Below are 18,300 nucleotides of genomic sequence, written 5' to 3'. Positions count from 1 at the left end.
TTTACCTCGTATGGCGAATGCGCGGATTCAACACGCCGTACAACAGATCGACGATCAGATTCACGACGATCACGAGTGTGGCAATCAACAGGATACCGCCCTGCACGACCGGATAGTCGCGCCGGCTGATCGCATCGATCAGCCACTTGCCGATACCCGGCCAGGAGAACAGCGTCTCGGTCAGCACTGCGCCGGCGAGCAAGGTGCCCACCTGCAGGCCGATCACGGTTACCACCGGAATCAGCGCGTTACGCAGCGCGTGCACGACGATCACGCGTCCCGGCGGCAAGCCCTTGGCGCGCGCCGTGCGGATGTAGTCTTCGCGCAGCACTTCGAGCATCGACGAGCGCGTCATGCGGGCCACGACCGCCAGCGGAATCGTGCCGAGCACGATGGCGGGCAGGATCAGGTGGCTCAAGGCCGACTTGAACGCGCCTTCATCGGTCGACATCAGCGAGTCGATCAACATGAAACCGGTGATGTGCGGAATGTCGTATTCGACCGCGATGCGGCCCGACACCGGCGTCCAGCCGAGCTTCACCGAGAACAGCATGATGAGGATCAAGCCCCACCAGAAGATCGGCATCGAATAGCCGGTGAGCGCCGTGCCCATCACGCCGTGATCGACCACCGTGCCGCGCCGCAGCGCGGCGAACACGCCGGCCGGCAGCCCGACGATCAGGGCGAACAGCATCGCGCAGATCGACAGCTCCACGGTGGCGGGAAAGCGCGCGAGGAACTCGCCCATCACGCTGGTGTTGGTGATGATCGACATCCCGAGGTCGCCGTGCACCGCGCGTCCGAGATAGTGGATGTATTGCAACGGCAGCGGCTCGTCGAGCCCCAGGCGATGCATGGCGGCCGCGTGCATGGCCGGATCGACACCGCGTTCGCCCATCATCACTTCGATGGGATCGCCGGGTATCAGGTGGATGAGCGCAAACGCAAGGATCGTGATGCCGATGAAGGTCGGAATCACCATGCCGATGCGGCGCAAAACAAAGCGGAACATGGTTCGTCCCTATGGTCTTGATGAACGGAAAACACAACCGGCGACGAGGGCTCGTGACCCCGGTCGCCGGACCATTTCGACCAGTTTTCTAACCGTGCGAAAAGCGGACTGCGTCAGTTTTACAGCAAGCAGGCCTCGCGGTGGGCCTGACGACCCACCTTAAGGCCGCGTTTATTGCACGCCCACGCCGTCGAAACGCGCGTAACCGAGCGGCTCGATGCGCATATCGATCACCTTCTTGCTGACCGGCTGATACACCGTCGAGTGCGCGATCGGCGAGAACGGCAGTTGCTGCGCGAAAATCTGCTGCGCCTGCGTATAGATCTTCGTACGTTCGCCCTGATCGACGGTCGTGCGGCCCTTCTGGACCAGGTCGTCGAACGGCTTGTAGCACCACTTGCCGAAGTTGTTGCCGTTCATCGCTTCGCAGCCGAGCAGCGTGCCGAGCCAGTTGTCCGGATCGCCGTTGTCGCCGGTCCAGCCGATCAGCATCGTGTCGTCCTCACCTGCGTGAGCGCGCTTGATGTACTCACCCCATTCGTACGTGACGATCTTCGCGCGCACGCCGATCTTGGCCCAGTCGGCCTGGATCATTTCCGACATCAGGCGCGCGTTCGGGTTGTACGGACGCTGCACCGGCATCGCCCACAGCGTGACGTCGAAGCCATTCGCCAGACCCGCCTTGGCGAGCAGCGCACGGGCCTTGTCCGGATCGTACGACTGGCTCGGCAGGCTCTTGTCATACGACCATTGGGTCGGCGGCATCGGGTTGGTGGCCGACTGGCCTGCGCCCTGGTAGACCGAATCGATGATCGCCTTCTTGTTGATCGCCATGTCGAGCGCCTGGCGCACTTCGAGCTTGTCGAGCGGCTTGTGCTGGACGTTGTACGACAGGTAACCGAGGTTGAAGCCCGGCTGCGACGGCATCGCGACATTGGCTTCGGTCTTCAGCGGCGCGATATCGGCCGGACGCGGATAGCTCATCACCTGGCACTCGTCGCGCTTCAGTTTCTGCACGCGCACGCCGGCATCCGGAGTGATCGCGAAGATCAGCTTCGAGATCTTCACGTCGTTCGGCTTCCAGTAATCGGGATTGCCGTCGAAACGGATCGTCGCGTCTTTCGTGTAGCTGCGGAAAATGAACGGGCCCGTGCCGACCGGCTTCTGGTTGAGGTCGGCAGCCTTGCCGGCCTTGAGCAGCGAATCCGCATATTCAGCCGACTGGATCGACGCGAACTCCATCGCCATGTTCTGGATGAACGGTGCGTTGGTTTCCTTCAGCGTGAAGCGCACGGTATACGGATCGACCTTTTCGACCTTGGTGATCAGCTTGTCGAGGCCCATGTCCGTAAAGTACGGGAACTGCGCCGGGTACGCCTTGTTGAACGGCATGCTCGGGTCGAGCATGCGGTTGAACGTGAACAGGACGTCGTCCGCGTTGAATTCGCGGGTCGGCTTGAAGTACGCCGTGGTCTGGAACTTGACGCCGTGGCGCAGGTGGAACGTGTAGGTCTTGCCGTCCGGCGAGACATCCCAGCTTTCGGCAAGGCCCGGCTCGACCTTGGTGCCGCCGCGCTCGAATTCGACGAGGCGGTTATAGACCGTGAAAGTGTTGGCCGTAAAGTCCGTGCCCGTGGTGTATTGGGCCGGATCGAAACCCGCGGGACTGCCTTCTGAGCAGTAGACCAGGGTTTTATTCGGAATCTCGGCACGCGCGACACTCGCGCCCACCGCCGATACCGCTGCGGCTGCGACGAGCGTCGTGATCCGCGCGGCGCGCAACAGATTGTTTTGCTTCATGTTTCCTCCAGGTTCAATGCCGGCTCGCACCAGCGTAGCGCGATCTTACTTGAGCATGGCTTGCGGCAACAAGCAGAGGAAATTCCTTCTGTTCACGATCGGAAACACTTGTTATGCATAAATTGAGGCCCGTCAAAGCGGATTGCCGGGGCCTCACGACGCGCTATGAGCGTCAAGCAGGAGCAAAAGCGCCCATATCCGCCTATTTCAGTCCGACGCCAAGGAATTGCGTCGGGCCGAACGGATCGATCTTGAAGCCGGTGACCTCTTTTGAGATAGGTTGATAGACGGTGGAGTGGGCAATCGGCGTAAACGGCACCTGGTCCTTGAAGATCACCTGCGCGTCCATGTAGTCCTTGGTGCGCTGCGCCAGGTCGGTGGTGCTGCGGGCGCCCGTGATCAGGTCGTCGAAGGGTTTGTAGCACCACTTCGAGAAGTTGCTGCCGTTCACCGCAGCGCAGCCCAGCAGGACGCCCAGCCAGTTATCGGGGTCGCCGTAGTCGCCGGTCCAGCCGATCAGGATGGCCTGGTGTTCGCCGGCGTGGGCCCGGCGGATGTATTCGCCCCACTCGTAGGTGACGATATTCACCTTCACCCCGATCTTGGCCCAGTCGGATTGAAGCATTTCGGCCATCAGCCGGGCGTTCGGGTTGTAGGGCCGCTGCACCGGCATGGCCCACAGCGTCAGATCGAAGCCGTCGGGGTAACCGGCTTCCTTCAGCAGCGCACGGGCCTTGTCGGGATCATAGGGCGCGTCTTTCAGGCTCTTGTTGTAGCCCCACTGAGTCGGCGGCATCGGATTGGTCGCAATCTGGCCGGCGCCCTGGTACACCGAATCGATGATCGCCTTCTTGTTGATCGACATGTCCAGCGCCCGGCGCACCAGCACGTTGTCGAGCGGCTTTTTGGTCGTGTTGTAGCCGAGGATGCCCAGATTGAAGCCTACCTCGCTCGGCATCGCCAGCGACGGGTCGGACTTGACCGACGCAATATCCGCAGGACGCGGATAGCTCATCACCTGGCATTCGCCGCGTTTTAGCTTCTGCAACCGGACGGCCGGATCGACGGTAATCGCGAAAATCAGCTTGCTCACTTTCACGATGCCCGGCTTCCAGTAGTCCGGGTTGCCGTCGAAGCGGATCGTGTCGTCCTTGGTGTAGCTGCGGAAGATAAACGGTCCGGTGCCGACCGGAAACAGATTGATGTCGGAGGCCTTGCCGGCCTTCAGCAACTGATCCGCATATTCCGCCGAGAGGATCGAGGCGAACGGCATGGCGATCTGCTGCAGGAACGGCGCGTCGACCTGTTTGAGCGTGAAGCGCACCGTATACGGGTCGAGCGCTTCGATCTTGCTGATATTTTTCGCCAGCCCCAGATCGCTGAAGTAAGGAAACGGCACCGGATACGCCTTATGGAACGGCTGATCCGGATCGAGCATCCGCTCGTAGGTGAAAACGACGTCGTCCGCGTCGAATTCGCGGGTCGGCTTGAAGAACGAGGTGGTCTGGAACTTCACCCCATGGCGCAGATGAAACGTGTATTGCAGGCCGTCCGGCGAGACATCCCAGCTCTCGGCAAGGCCTGGCTCGATGTCGGTGCTGCCGTGCGCGAACTCGACCAGCCGGTTGTAGACCGTATAGGAACCGGCAGTGAACTCGACGCTGGTGGTGTACTGGGCGGTGTCGAAGCCGGCTGGGCTGCCTTCGGAGCAGAACACGAGGGTTTTATCGGGCAGCGCGGCGGCGGGCGCGGTGACGGGTGCGAAGCATGCCGTGGCGACGGCCAGGGTTGTCAGAGCGGGCAGGCAATACTGGCGAACTGCGAACAGCATGGATGACACTGTCATGACGTTCTCCGGACAGCAACCGGGTTGGTTGCGCTTCGATCATAGACAGCACAATATTCGGGTTCAATCCAGAGTTGTACCCCGAGCGCGGTCGGCAAAAGCGCGGCTTTGCGGCAACGCACCAAATCAGGCGGGGTAATCAGGCTGGGTAAAGCGGCGGGAGATGGGATGAAAGGCAGGAACCGCGCAGCCGGCCGGCCGCGCGGTGTGAAGCTGACGCTTTAAGCGCCCAACCGCTCGCAGATGGCCTTGGTCGCCGCTGCGTTGTTGAGCGTATAGAAATGCAGTCCCGGCACGCGTGCGTCGCTTAGACGCTGGCACAGGTCCGTGACCACATCGAGTCCGAACGCGCGAATCGCTTCGCGGTCGTCGCCGAAGCTTTCCAGCCGGCGCGCCACCCAGCGTGGCACTTCCGCGCCGCACATCTCGGAGAAGCGCATCAACTGCGAAAAATTCGTGATCGGCATGATGCCTGGCACGATCGGCACGTCGACGCCGAGCTTGCGCGCGTCGTCGACAAAGCGGAAATAGGCGTCCGCGTTGAAAAAGTACTGCGTGATCGCCGAATTGGCGCCGGCCTTCACCTTGCGGGCGAAGTTCTCCAGATCCTGGCGCGGCGAGCGCGACTGCGGATGGTACTCCGGGTAGCCGGCCACTTCGATCCAGAACCAGTCGCCGAACTCGGCGCGAATGAAGCTCACCAGTTCCGACGCATAGCGCAGCTCACCCACCTCGCCCATGCCGGACGGCAGGTCGCCGCGCAGCGCGACGATATGGCGGATGCCGTGCGAGCGGTACTCGTTGAGGATCGCGCGCAGGCTCTCTTTCGACGAACCGATGCAGGACAGATGCGGCGCCGCTTCCAGCCCTTCCTTCGCCATCTCGACGACGGTATCGAGCGTGCCCTGCTGCGTCGAGCCGCCCGCGCCGAAGGTGACGGAGACGAACTTCGGCTTGAGCGGCGCGAGCTGCGCACGCGTGGCGCGCAGTTTCTCGACACCGTCCGGCGTCTTGGGCGGGAAGAATTCGAATGAAATTTCGAGCGGATTCATGACTCAATCGCCGTTCTAGAAATAAAGCTCACTTCAGCCGAGACTGCGGTTGCCGAAGATAAGCGCGGACAGCAGCCACGAGACGATGCTGTACAGGATCGAGCCGAAGAACGCGGACCAGAACCCCGATACTTCGAAGCCCTTCAGCAGCGACGCGCACAGCCAGAAGCACAGTGCGTTGACGACCAGGATGAAGAGTCCGAGCGTCAGAATCGTCACGGGCAGCGTGAGCAGGATCAGAATCGGGCGCAACACGGCGTTGATCAGGCCGAGCACGACGGCGACGATCAGCGCGGTGCCGAAGCTGCGGATGTGGATCGAGGGCACGAGGTACGTGATGATCAGGAGCGCGAGCGCGTTGATCACCCAGGTCAGCAGCACGGTCATGTAAAGCTCCTTTTGGGCTGAGAGTCCGGAATTGAATGGAGCGGGCCGGCATGGCGACAAAGGCGGCGCAGCAAGCCGCGCCGCCCTGTCTGCCATGTCTTTCACCAGCGAGCCTGCCGGCCAGCCGGGTGCCGGCCTGGCAACGGCTTAGTAACGGTAGTGGTTCGGCTTGAACGGACCGTTCTTGTCGACGCCGATGTAGCCTGCCTGCGCGTCCGACAGCTCGGTCAGGTTCGCACCGATGCGCGCCAGATGCAGGCGCGCCACCTTCTCGTCGAGATGCTTCGGCAGCACGTACACCTTGTTCTCGTACTTCTCGCCCTGGGTGAACAGTTCGATCTGTGCGAGCGTCTGGTTGGTGAACGAGTTCGACATCACGAACGACGGGTGGCCGGTGGCGCAACCGAGGTTCACGAGGCGGCCTTCAGCCAGCAGGATGACGCGCTTGCCGTCCGGGAAAATGATGTGGTCGACTTGCGGCTTGATGTTTTCCCACTGGTACTGACGGGTCGACGCGACGTCGATTTCCGAGTCGAAGTGACCGATGTTGCAGACAATCGCGTTGTTGCGCATTGCCTTCATGTGGTCGTGATCGATCACATGGTAGTTGCCGGTGGCCGTCACGAAGATGTCGGCCTTGTCAGCCGCATATTCCATCGTCACGACGCGGTAGCCTTCCATCGCCGCCTGCAGTGCGCAGATCGGATCGATTTCCGTCACCCACACGGTGGCGCCCAGACCGCGCAGCGATTGCGCGCAACCCTTGCCCACGTCGCCATAACCTGCGACCACGGCGATCTTGCCGGCGATCATCACATCGGTAGCGCGCTTGATGCCGTCGACCAGCGACTCACGGCAGCCATACAGGTTGTCGAACTTCGACTTGGTGACCGAGTCGTTGACGTTGATGGCCGGGAACGGCAGGCGGCCTTCTTTTTCCATCTGGTACAGACGGTGCACGCCGGTCGTGGTTTCTTCGGTCACGCCCTGGATGTGCGCGAGGCGCGTGGAGTACCAGGTCGGGTCTGCGTCCAGATGACGTTCGATCGACTTGTACAGCGCGATTTCTTCTTCGTTGGTCGGCTTGGCGATAACCGAGCGGTCCTTCTCGGCCTTCGAGCCGAGGATCAGCAACAACGTGGCGTCGCCGCCGTCGTCGAGGATCATGTTGGCGAACTCGCCGTTCGGCCATTCGAAAATGCGGTGCGAGAATTCCCAGTATTCGTCGAGCGACTCGCCCTTGAACGCGAACACGGGCGTGCCGGCCTTGGCGATGGCCGCAGCAGCGTGGTCCTGGGTCGAGAAGATGTTGCACGATGCCCAACGGACGTCGGCGCCGAGCGCGGTCAGCGTCTCGATCAGCACGCCGGTCTGGATCGTCATGTGCAGCGAACCGGCAATGCGCGCGCCCTTCAGCGGCTGCTGCGCCTTGTATTCTTCGCGCGTTTGCATGAGACCGGGCATTTCGGTCTCGGCAATGTTCAGTTCCTTGCGGCCCCAGTCGGCCAGCGACAGGTCCGCAACGAGGAAATCTTGAGAATCTTTGGAATCGTAGACTGCGGCGTTCATCACGCCCTCCTTTCTAAAAATGACTAGAAATTTGACGTGAGCGCCGTTCGATGCGGTGGATGGGATAGCGCATGGCGCATCCTGGCCCTCCGATTGAAAGCCTCCGAGCCTGGCGGGCGGCCGGCGAATGCAGATTCGCGGTACCCGTCGCAACGCTCCTCGGAGACGAACGGCGATTGTAGCAAATCGAGATGGCTTCGGGGTGTCGGTTCGGTTACGGGTGGAAAAACGTGTCGCAGCGGCTAAAGCGGCGTTGTCCTGGCGGCAAATCGCGCAAACCGGGCCGGGGCTGGCTAGGACGCCGTGCCCGCCGTGCCGGTGGCAGCGCTCAGCGAGCGCAGTTGCGCGAGGTTGACCTTCGCCGTCTCGACGAACTTTTCCGAGAGCCGGAACGACTCCTCGAGATCCGCCTGAACCGGCGCCTGCATGCCAAAGCAGATGCGAAAGTAGCGCTCGGCGTGAATGCGCGGATGGTAGTGCATGCGCACCCGCTTGGCATCGGTAAGACGCTGGTTGCCGAATAGCTCGCGCAGCGCCCAGGAAAACGCGCCGTCTTCGCCGCCGTTGCGGCGGAAAAAAGCGTCCATCGGGAAGCCGCCAAACGCGGCGTAGACCGGGCGGCGAATTACCAGGCTGCTCGGCACGGTATTGCTTAGTGTCGCGGCGTGGTCCTCGAACAGCGGATGGCCGACGATCTCGGCTGGAAAGCCGGCGTATTCGACGTCGAGGCGGATCGAGGCTTCGGTGGGGTTTTGCGCGAGATAGCCGCTCGCCGCCGCGAGCGCGCCGGGGAAGTACTCGTCGTCGGCGTCGATGAAGGCGAGGAGCGGCTGCGTGGCATGCATCGCCGCCCAGTTGCGGGCCCGTGCCGCACCGCCGTTCACCGGCATCTGCAGCAGACCGACGCGGGGATCGCGCTCGCCGTAGTGGCGTACCACCTCGGTCGATGCGTCCGTCGAGGCGTCGTCTACGACGATGATCTGTGCTGCTTCTGGTTGGATGACACAGCTTTCCAGCGTACGGGGAAGCGTTGCTGCTGCGTTGTAGCAGGGGATGATGATGGAGATGGGCAGCATGGGCGTAGACAGGCGTGGCGAAGGCGGCGTGAAAGCATGGGCGCAAAGATGCTGGTCATCATAGCGTCCGTGGCGGGCGGCTCGTCCTGAAAACGTTAGGTGGGCGGCAGTTGAGTCGGCTCCGGTCACTCGGCGAAACGCATCGCGGCAATGGCAAAGCTTGAACGATTTGGGTAGTCGTATTCCGCGGTTGATTTGTCATTGTGCGCCGCAGCGACGGCGGCGGGATGCAAGGGGCTACCGAACTGTCGCAGAACGGCCAGCTACGGTCGCTCGACCGTGCTTTCACATGGACACTCGAACGTCTGGTCCGCACCCAGACAGCAGACCGTCGCGTGTCGCCCAATACCCGCGCGTCATCGGCTAGAGGATAAATTCGCCGCTAAATGACCGTGGGCCGCACATGTCATAGTGTTCGCCGAGCAGATCAATGCAATGGATCGAGAAATGGTGTGTCTGGGTCACTGGCATAAAATACAACAACGCGGAGCGAATCGCTATTGCTGCGGTTATAACCGGTCATCTTCACATGCGGTGGCTCTACCATCGCCTGACCTTGCCTCACGGTGACTGGCGCCATGCCTTCCATCTCCAGAGTGAAGGCACCCTCCAGCACATAGACCGTCACCGGAAACCTGTGTGTATGAAAGACGGTTTTATCGCCGGGTTTGAAAGTCGCTGTCAGGACGCGTAGTTCCTGCTTTTCGCCTCTCGGCATGCCATCTACCATTTGCTGAAGCAGTATTTGAGGCTTGACGGCTCCCGACTCCTGTGCGGCACAAGGTAGGAAAAAGCCCACGGCGATGGCTGCTAAAGCCAGACTGGTGATCGTTTTCACAATGTGTGTTCCATTCGAGGGCCTTGCCAGGGGATTCCGAAGTATCTGGCTGATCGCCACGAGGCTGCGAGGCGCGTTCTTGATGCTAGGCGAGCGCGCGCCTCATTAGCTTTCTATTTCTGTGACTTATGTGCGTGAGGGCACACTGTCGTTCGATATATCCACAGGCCGTGCTGGGTCACTTTATGGCCTTTGCCTCGCTCACTTGCCCGTGACGAGCTCCGCGCAGGGCGTCTGCGTTGCTCGGCCAGAAACGGTCGTTCGTCGCACTATCAAAGAAAGGATCAGCGCGACTGCAGCTTGAATCCTTCGCCGCCGATACCTGCCCGGTCCACCGCCGAAATGCGGTTGCGTCCCTGGTCCTTGGCCTGATAGAGCTGCGCATCCGTCAGATTGATGAACGCCATGACATCGATGCCTTCGTTCGGCACAACGGTGCCCACTCCGAAGCTCGCCGTGACTCGCTGACCGTGCGGCGAGCGCAGATGCGCGATGGCTTCATCCGCGATCAGCGTGCGACAACGCTCCGCGACGCGCACGGCGTCATCGGCGTCGGTTTCCGCGAGCACGAGCATGAATTCCTCGCCGCCAAACCGGCCCAGGAACGCGTTCGGCCCGGCGGCCTCGCCGAGCACGCGCGCAATGCGCTTCAGACATTCGTCGCCCTGCAGGTGACCGTAATAATCGTTGTATGACTTGAAGAAATCGATGTCGATCATCACGAGCGAAAGCGGCTTGCCCGATGCCGCCGCGCTCGCCCATTCGCGCGCGATCACCGTGTCGAACATGCGACGGTTGCCGACGCCCGTCAAGCTGTCGGACAGCGACAGGCGTTCCAGTTCGCGCTGGAGCTCCGCAAGCCGTTCCTCCGTGCGCTTGCGTTCGCTGATGTCGAACATGAAACCGATCAGCGCGTCAACGTCGCCGTTCTCTTTGCGTACGACGTGGACAACGTCGCGAATCCATACGTAGCCGCCGTCGGCGGTAAGTGCGCGATAGTCCGCTTCATGATCGGTGCCCGCCTGCGACTGCGCGACGCAAAAATTCACCACGGACTCACGGTCGTCCGGATGCATGCGCGCGGCCCAGTCCTCGACCGTTTTCCAGGTGGACGGCGCGTAGCCGAGCAGCGCTTCGATCTGCGGGCCGATATAGGCGAACTGCATCGTCGCCCAGTCGATCTTCCAGGGGATAGCCCGGGTGGATTCGAGCAGCGTGCGATAAACGGCGGGGTTGTCCTCGCCGAGCAGGCGCCCGGGCGGTGCAAGGCTGTCCTCGTGGCGCAGGAATGCGGCCTGAAGTGAACTGCCGGCCAAATCTTTGTCTTCGTGGCTCATCGTGATCGTCCAATAACGCGTAAGTGTGTTATCGGCCGGTAGCAGCGGCGCCTTGAACGCGGCACGGAAGATCGATCGCCAAAAACCTGATACTGCGTCGCTTGCTGACCATCGGATCGAAGGAACTCGTCCAGCTCGACGCAAGCCTTGATGCCGAGCTGGATCGATTTCTGCCGGATGCCGCTCCCGATCGCTGCGGGCCGACGGCGCAGCTCATGACTCTGCGCTGTTCTCGCTGCCTGGAAGCACTGAGCGAGTTCGGCCGCAAGCGGGCGTTGGACGTGCCGGCAAAGATCGTCGACCAATAAATATTCCGGTATTGGACCACTCGCTACCGGGCGATTAAAGAACGTCAATTTCAGGACGATAAACGATATATCACCGTTCTCGTCCTCCATGCACCATGACATCGTCCCTGATGATCCACCCGACAATGCCTGAGCGGAGAGTTAAAAGCGGCTTCAACTGGTCTGCCTTGATATTTGGCACCATCTGGGCGTACTCCGAGGGATTGATTGTTCAAGGGGCACGGATGGCCGCGGCCGATGCTGTTGAAGCCGCTGACCGTCTTTCTCGCGAGGTTTTATCTCTTTATGTATGCTCCTGCTCGCAACACCTTCAATAACAACGCCGAGGCGTAAGGGAACATTCAGGATGACCGCGCCACTGCCAGCCACCCCAATGAACATCATGTGCCTTCGTTACATCGCTGCGGTTTGCGCAGCCTTTCCTTTGTTCGGTTGCGTGAGTTTCCACGATTCCCGTCCCGCCGAACAACAGCAATCCGATCTGCGAGCCGCAACAGACGCATTGGCCGGCACCTACGAAGTGGTCGACAGCCGGCTGAACAGCGGCCACTTCACGAGCGTAGTGGTTCAGAAAACAATTGGTACCTACGGTCCGAACGTGTCAATGATGAACGCGGCTTCTCAGGCTGCCGTCTTGCACGGCAGCAAGAAGTGTCGCGGCTATGTTGTGCAAGCTCGATCGTATGCATCCGTAATGTGCGACACACCGGCTTATGGGGTCAATTTCTACAGCCTTGGCTCCGTAACGGATTTGGACCGGACAGTCAAAGATGGCGGCGTCATCAAATCGTTTCCGGACATGACGGTCCCGCCTGGCGATTTCCTTCTGACATATGCCGAAGATATGAACGGTCGGATGCATTACCTCGTCTTGGCGAAGAAAACATCGCCGTAAACGAAGTTCGACAGCGCTTTTCTTGAATGGCCGCTACTGGACAATTCGAGTGGCTGCACTGGGTCGGCTAAGGAAATTCGATGTTACTCCGACACCGGCGCCAGGCAGCGGTAAAGGAATTTCGGGGTTTGGTTGCGGATTCAACCGGTCGACAGCAGATGGAAGATTGCCGACAACCGATGCCTCACCACTGTCGAAACAAGTTATGCGTAGTCCTTATCTCTCGTCCATGCGTATGAACGCGGCCATGTACCGTCGTCTCCTCGATCGCCGGCGTGGGAGTTGGGCAGGTTTCCTGGTCTCACCACACGGTGAGGTTCTCCTTTCGAGCAACGTGGCCGCCGCTTCCGTGTCGGCCAGGGAAATTCAACTTTGCTGCGAAGCTGGCGAGCGGCGGCGACCGGCAAACTTCCGAGTCCGGGGAGGATCGGCCCTCCAGCGGCCCTGATGCAGCTCAGACCAGCCGCGAACTGGTCATCACTAACTGGGAGCCGGGCACGTAGAACGGCGGCCTCTTCCAGGCTCCACGCAACCACAGTGCGTTTGGCAAACCTGGCTATGTCAAAAATTGTCGTACCTGTGTCGGGCGTGTCTTTCGGACGATAGGATGAGCCTTTAACGCTTCGGTTACCAACACAGCCGGGGGCAACTGGCTGCCCGGAACCACTGCGGAAGGATCATGCATGGCGACAGAACTCAAGTCAGACTCGTGGCACCCTTGACGGATGAGCGCAATGACAACTATCGAAAGATACGAATCGTTTCACGACTGGTATCTCCTCAGTCTGGCCGCAGACATGGACAAGCAGGTCGTCGAGCTTCACTTGATGTTCGATAACAAGAAAGACCGGGCTCGGCTGTTATTTAAAGGCGCGACGCGATGTTGGTGCAACGACTTCCTGATCCAGAACATCATTTCCTCGATCAAGGTACTAACCGACTTCAACTCGGATGAGTACAGGCAGGTGCTGGCCGCGCTGGACAAGTCGTACTCGTGGGGGAAGGGAAAGCCGCTGAAAAACATCGCGTCAGTTCAGGCCACGCTCGGCGCTGAATTGCTCGTGGAGTTTGACTTTCTCGAGGTAGAGCCTGAACAGTGATGACGACAGCAACACCACTATTCGATCTGCTGGACCGGCTCGATGCAGCGAAGATTCACTACTCCCTGAGTCGCAATCGACCCGATACCGTGCTGGTTTCCATCGTGGTTATCGGAATGCGCGTTGAGATTGACGTGTTCCGCGACGGACACACGGAGGTCTGCGTATTTAGGGGTTCCGAAGGCGAGGTGGACGACCCCGAGATAATCGACAGGATCATTCGTGAGAATGCCGACTGACAACTGGTAAAAACCGCACGGAGATGCTGACGCCCACGCGGCTTTTATTGTGTCGCTTCGACCGGTTGAATCCGCAGTCGACAAGGGGAGTTCGCGTCGAGGTAGGGCAGGTGACTGACGGGCGCTGGCCGAACTTCCGGGTTCGGCCACCTTCGGCCGCTCGTATCGGCACCAAAGAAGACTTTCAAGCGTCTCTCTCGCTCCGGGGAGCGGTCGTTCGGCCGTCCGAGTCGTCGGCGTAATTGGACTCACGATTCTCGCCATGGGCTGCGCCGCTTACGCGTCGTGCGCGAGCTACAGAGGAAGTAATCACGCAGAGTACACTGCTGCAGAAAATCAATAAAAGGAGTGGACTGACAATGCTAATGCAGAAGGTACGGGTAAAGAACTATAAATGCTTTGTGGATACGGGGGACATTGCCCTCGCACCGCGCTTTAACATTTTTACGGGTCGCAATGATGCGGGCAAGAGTGCCCTGATCGAAGCGATTGGCCTTCGACAAGGTCACCTCCCCCATCGCAGCCTAACCACGGTGCCTATCCCCACGGCGGTCCCGCCGCTGCAATCGGAAGTGACTGCGACCTATGAGCTAAATAAGGACGAAGTTGAGAAGCTATTCGCCAAACTGCCGCAATTCAATATAGGTTGCCCCGCTAATGGGGGCAAACAGGCGCTCCAAGTCGCGCAGACAGCCTTAACTCACACCAATACGCTCGTCGTAACTTGGAAGAACGGCAAAGCCGAAGGGCAACTGTCAGGCTTCCGGCCTTTGCCACCGGTATCTGCAGGCAGATATGCCAGTATTACCAACGTCGCGTGTCCGCACGGCGTGGCCCTGCATTTCTCCGGCGAACTCGGTGGAGCGGCCCAAGGGCCTGAGGCAGCCTTCGCAAATGCCCTTCGCGACCAATCGTATGCCTTTCGGGCAGAGAGGCTTAACCTCGGGGCTTGCAAGGTCGGCCATACGCCAGTGCTTCAGCCGAACGCCAGTAACCTCGCTGCCGTACTGAACGTCTTCAGTTCGTCCAACCGGCACCGATATGAGCGCTTTATGTCACATGTGAGGACGATTTTTCCCCACATCACTGACATCACAGCGGTTCCGGTCGAAAACGATCGAATCGAAGTGAACGTATGGACCATTCCTCCCGACTCCGAGCGCTCCGACCTCGCCGTTCCTTTACAGGAGAGCGGGACGGGCATCGGTCAGGTGCTCGCCATCCTGTATGTGGTCATCAACTCAGAACCTTCTCTGATACTTATAGACGAGCCGCAGAGCTTTCTTCATCCCGGCGCTATCCGCAAGCTACTTGAAATACTGGGGACTTACGCTCAGCATCAGTATGTCATTACCACTCATTCGTCTTCGCTGATAAGCATGACAGAGATGGATCGGCTGTTCTTGGTTCGCAGGGAGTCTGAGAATAGTGCCAGTAGTGTCGTCACGATTGACTACAACTCGCAGAACGATCTTCGCATGGCCCTCGCCGATGTTGGCGTGCGTCTCAACGACGTGTACGGTGCTGACTCGATCCTTTGGGTCGAGGGAAAAACCGAAGAGGTCTGCTTCCCTGAGCTACTGCAGCGCGTAGCAAAAGTACCTTTACAGGGCGTCCAAATACTCGGCCTCATAAGTACCGACGAACTCAGCAGCAAACATACGACCCGTGTCTTTGATATATACGAGCGACTGTCGGGAACCGAGTCGCTGCTCCCTCCTTCTGTAGCTTTCATCCTGGACCGCGAGCAGCGCACCCAGAAGGCGGTTGACGACATTAATAGGAGAAGCAATGGACGGGTTGTATGGTTGCCGCTTCGCATGTACGAAAACTACCTGCTTGACGCGAATAACATTGCAACAGTTATCAACCAAGAAGACCCGACACGCACGGCTCCTCTTTCAGGTGAAACAGTTGTCGCGTGGCTACAACAGCACGCCATAGACAAGAAATACTTCAACCCGTCTGATCCTGTGCCGTATCCGGGCAACGATTGGCTGAAACTCGTGCACGGTGCAGAAGTTCTGCATGACCTCTTTTCGGACGCCACGGAAACCCGAGTCGAGTACGACAAGGTCAAGCACGGCGTTATGCTCACGCAACTGCTTATTGCCTCCCCAACGCAACATATCAGGGAGTTAAGTACGAAGCTCGGCGAACTCGTTGCAATTGCAAATTCCTAATAGGTCGGCGGCTTGGGACCGCGTCTCTGCGGACCACCCCTTGATAAAAGTCTACGGAGTAGAGGATGGAGAAGCGGAGCGCAACGGGTTGCGTTTCTGTCCGCAGAAAGTATGGACGTCTGCTTCACATCGAAAGCCGCCGCTGTCGAGCTGACGCGACGAATGTCGGTGAAGGATCGCTTCCCGATGCATACTCTACTTCCATTGACATCTACTTCCAATTGAATCCGATGCGCGAACGTCCTTCGGCCAGGCTGCTGATCACCACTCCAAAGCGGCGAGTGCTGCTGTTCCGGTTCGTGCACAAAACTGGTGTGCTAGCGGGCAAAGTCTACTGGGCAACGCCGGGTGGCGGTGTCGAGCATGGCGAGACGTTCGCGGACGCTGCAATACGAGAGCTCCGTGAAGAAACAGGCATTCGAGAGGCGCAGGTATCCATGCCGGTCGGACGGCGCGAAGTGCCCTTGCAGTTGCCAGATGGCGAGCGCGTACTCGCGGTCGAACAGTATTTCGTCGTTAACACGGACACGGAATCCATTTCACGTGACGGCTGGACTGCGGAAGAGATGGAAGTGATGGCGGATCACCAATGGTGGAGCCGGGAGGAATTGTCCACCACCAGCGAGACTATCTATCCGGAAGGGCTAATCGAGATGCTAGACGAGGCAGGAGTTTTCGGCGGCTGAGCGGCCGCTTTGAAGCAAACCGAGGAGCTCGAATGGGCCGACCTGAGGCGACCGCGTCGCGCACACGTTGGCCATTTTGAGAGCCTAACTCCACCGCACACGTGCCTGGCCATAGCACGCGCCCGACTTCGGCACACGGGCGCCATGTGATCGACGTGTTGAAGTGGAAAGATGAAGAGTCCCAGGACGGAATCGGAAACGAAGGCGCAATGTCTGTACCGGCGTGATTGCCGACCGGCCAAACTGTTTTCCGAAACGACCACGGACTCCGAAGCGACCACCGAGCCTGGCGACGCAGCGCGAGCTTACCGCGCTCGCGAGTGACAACGGCAGAAAACCTTCTGAGCGTCCCTCGCACGCATTCCGGCGACCTGCCCATCGGTCATTTGACCGATACCCTGGCGGCGCCTTCCCTGCGATCCTTGCGTTCATACCAATCGCGAACCCCGACTGGATGGTGCTCCGGCACTACAGCGGGGAATCTGGCTGGACCGGCAATGTGCATCAGGCCGCGCTCGCCGATGGCCGATGGCCGCAGTGCGTTTTCCACGTCGTCCACAAAGAGATCGTTTTGAACAGCGCAACCGTTCATCCCGTATGGGTCCGCACGTTTCACTGGATTAATGCCGCAGCTGTCATTCTCATGTGCATGAGTGGCTGGCAGGTCTACGAGGCATCGCCCATATTCAAGATCGTCCGGTTTCCCGCATCGATCACTCTTGGTGGCTGGCTAGGTGGTGCGCTGCTTTGGCACTTCGCCGTCATGTGGATACTCGTTGCCAACTTCGTCGCGTATCTGGTCCTGGGGATCATTACTGGACGGCTGCGCCGGACCATGTTTCCCCTCACGATTCGCGCGGTTGCAACCGATCTCGTCGCAGCGCTGCGCGGCAAACTCAACCACAGCAATCTCGGTCAGTACAACGCCGTGCAGAAACTTGCGTATCTCGTCGTCGTTGCAGACATTGCGCTGGTGATCGTGTCCGGTCTGACGATCTGGAAGCCGGTGCAGTTTCCGGTTCTACGGACGCTACTGGGCGGCTTCGACAATGCGCGCATCGTCCACTTCGCCGCGATGAGCGTACTGGTAGGTTTTCTCGCGATACACATCGTCATGGTTGCGCTGGTGCCGCGATCGTTACTCACCATGATCCGGGGCCGATGACGATGACTTCGAGTCAAGATAAGCGGATGCTCGACGCAGCGTCCATCATCAAGGACGCACAAAAAGAACTGGGTTCAGCTTCAAGGCGCCTGTTCGGCAAGCGCATCCTGACTCTCGGCGGCCTGGCGCTGTTGTCCGGCTGCGATCTGACAAACGACAAGTCGGTGAACAACCTGTTGCGCACAATGTCCTCGTTCAACGACGGCGCGCAGGCGTTGCTGTTTGATCCACGCACTCTGGCGCCGACGTATCCGGAATCGATGATCACGCGGCCTTTCCCGTTCAACGCCTTTTACGACATCGATCAAGTGCCGGATATCGATGCACAGACATATCGGCTAGAACTCACAGGGCTCGTCAAAGGCAAGCGCACCTGGACTCTGGCTGAACTCAACGCATTGCCAAAGCGCAGTCAGGTTACACGGCATATTTGCATCGAAGGCTGGAGCGCGATCGGCAAATGGGGCGGAGTGCGTTTCTCCGACTTTCTGTCGATGGCCGGTGCGGATACCACGGCGAAGTACGTCGCACTGCATTGCGCCGACAACTACTGGACGAGCATCGATATGCCGACGGCTCTGCATCCGCAGACGCTTCTAACGCTGACCTTCGATGGCCAGACTTTGCCGGCGAAGTATGGTTTCCCGATGAAGCTGCGCATGCCGACCAAGCTTGGCTACAAGAACCCGAAGCATATCGTCGCCATCACGGTGACAAACGAATTTCCCGGCGGCTATTGGGAAAACCAGGGCTACAACTGGTTCGGCGGATCCTGACCCGCCAGCCCACCAACAGCCTTTATCCCGT

The 18,300-nt window shown here is 59.6% G+C and carries 17 protein-coding genes and 1 riboswitch; of the genes, 8 read left to right on the top strand and 9 right to left on the bottom strand.

From position 1 onward, the window contains the following. Position 1 precedes the first annotated feature (1 nt). The 9 genes from AC1ECK_RS04855 to AC1ECK_RS04815 form a co-directional block, all read right to left on the bottom strand. Entirely contained in the window at positions 2-1,012 is a 1,011-nt protein-coding gene (locus AC1ECK_RS04855; protein ID WP_480316417.1) for an ABC transporter permease subunit, read from the bottom strand. 171 nt (positions 1,013-1,183) lie between these two features. After that, positions 1,184-2,812: an ABC transporter substrate-binding protein gene (locus tag AC1ECK_RS04850; protein WP_480316415.1), complete on the bottom strand. Its 1,629-nt coding sequence runs from the start codon at positions 2,810-2,812 to the stop codon at positions 1,184-1,186. A gap of 202 nt (positions 2,813-3,014) precedes the next feature. Further along, a complete protein-coding gene (locus tag AC1ECK_RS04845) occupies positions 3,015-4,658 on the bottom strand; it encodes an ABC transporter substrate-binding protein (RefSeq protein WP_480316413.1) in 1,644 nt (547 codons plus the stop codon). A gap of 221 nt (positions 4,659-4,879) precedes the next feature. Further along, positions 4,880-5,710 carry a methylenetetrahydrofolate reductase [NAD(P)H] gene (gene metF / locus AC1ECK_RS04840; protein ID WP_480316411.1) on the bottom strand — a complete coding sequence of 277 codons (831 nt, stop codon included), beginning with the start codon at positions 5,708-5,710 and terminating at the stop codon, positions 4,880-4,882. A 33-nt stretch (positions 5,711-5,743) separates the two neighbouring features. Continuing rightward, positions 5,744-6,097 carry a phage holin family protein gene (locus AC1ECK_RS04835; RefSeq protein ID WP_090681481.1) on the bottom strand — a complete coding sequence of 118 codons (354 nt, stop codon included), beginning with the start codon at positions 6,095-6,097 and terminating at the stop codon, positions 5,744-5,746. Positions 6,098-6,244: 147 nt separating this feature from the next. Then, on the bottom strand, positions 6,245-7,666 hold the full coding sequence (ahcY, locus tag AC1ECK_RS04830; RefSeq protein ID WP_480316409.1) for an adenosylhomocysteinase: 1,422 nt from the start codon (positions 7,664-7,666) through the stop codon (positions 6,245-6,247). Between the two features lie 31 nt (positions 7,667-7,697). Next, a riboswitch (S-adenosyl-L-homocysteine riboswitch) is annotated at positions 7,698-7,833 on the bottom strand. Positions 7,834-7,959: 126 nt separating this feature from the next. Further along, complete coding sequence (locus AC1ECK_RS04825) at positions 7,960-8,742, bottom strand: glycosyltransferase family 2 protein (protein ID WP_480316407.1); 783 nt, start codon at positions 8,740-8,742, stop codon at positions 7,960-7,962. A gap of 427 nt (positions 8,743-9,169) precedes the next feature. Continuing rightward, positions 9,170-9,580: a cupin domain-containing protein gene (locus AC1ECK_RS04820; RefSeq protein WP_480316405.1), complete on the bottom strand. Its 411-nt coding sequence runs from the start codon at positions 9,578-9,580 to the stop codon at positions 9,170-9,172. Positions 9,581-9,864: 284 nt separating this feature from the next. Beyond that, positions 9,865-10,917, bottom strand: coding sequence for a sensor domain-containing diguanylate cyclase (locus tag AC1ECK_RS04815; RefSeq protein WP_480316403.1), 1,053 nt, complete (start codon positions 10,915-10,917; stop codon positions 9,865-9,867). Between the two features lie 101 nt (positions 10,918-11,018). On the opposite strand from AC1ECK_RS04815, the gene AC1ECK_RS04810 reads away from it, so the two are divergent. The 8 genes from AC1ECK_RS04810 (at position 11,019) to AC1ECK_RS04775 (ending at position 18,269) form a co-directional block, all read left to right on the top strand. Then, entirely contained in the window at positions 11,019-11,225 is a 207-nt protein-coding gene (locus AC1ECK_RS04810; protein WP_480316401.1) for a hypothetical protein, read from the top strand. A 346-nt stretch (positions 11,226-11,571) separates the two neighbouring features. Further along, complete coding sequence (locus tag AC1ECK_RS04805; RefSeq protein WP_480316399.1) at positions 11,572-12,120, top strand: hypothetical protein; 549 nt, start codon at positions 11,572-11,574, stop codon at positions 12,118-12,120. A gap of 734 nt (positions 12,121-12,854) precedes the next feature. Next, entirely contained in the window at positions 12,855-13,220 is a 366-nt protein-coding gene (locus AC1ECK_RS04800) for a hypothetical protein (RefSeq protein WP_480316397.1), read from the top strand. Continuing rightward, positions 13,220-13,459: a hypothetical protein gene (locus AC1ECK_RS04795; RefSeq protein ID WP_480316395.1), complete on the top strand. Its 240-nt coding sequence runs from the start codon at positions 13,220-13,222 to the stop codon at positions 13,457-13,459. The genes AC1ECK_RS04800 and AC1ECK_RS04795 overlap by 1 nt, the downstream gene beginning before the upstream one ends. A 359-nt stretch (positions 13,460-13,818) precedes the next feature. After that, positions 13,819-15,642: an AAA family ATPase gene (locus AC1ECK_RS04790; RefSeq protein WP_480316393.1), complete on the top strand. Its 1,824-nt coding sequence runs from the start codon at positions 13,819-13,821 to the stop codon at positions 15,640-15,642. 65 nt (positions 15,643-15,707) lie between these two features. Beyond that, positions 15,708-16,328, top strand: a complete 621-nt coding sequence (locus tag AC1ECK_RS04785; protein ID WP_480316391.1) for an NUDIX hydrolase — start codon at positions 15,708-15,710, stop codon at positions 16,326-16,328. Between the two features lie 571 nt (positions 16,329-16,899). Continuing rightward, positions 16,900-17,493: a cytochrome b/b6 domain-containing protein gene (locus tag AC1ECK_RS04780; RefSeq protein ID WP_480316481.1), complete on the top strand. Its 594-nt coding sequence runs from the start codon at positions 16,900-16,902 to the stop codon at positions 17,491-17,493. A gap of 2 nt (positions 17,494-17,495) precedes the next feature. Next, positions 17,496-18,269, top strand: a complete 774-nt coding sequence (locus AC1ECK_RS04775) for a molybdopterin-dependent oxidoreductase (RefSeq protein WP_480316389.1) — start codon at positions 17,496-17,498, stop codon at positions 18,267-18,269. Positions 18,270-18,300: the final 31 nt, after the last annotated feature.

This window comes from Paraburkholderia sp. SSBN10T (assembly GCF_056619545.1).
Note: the sequence above shows the minus strand (reverse complement) of the source record. Positions and strands in the feature narration are given on the sequence as shown.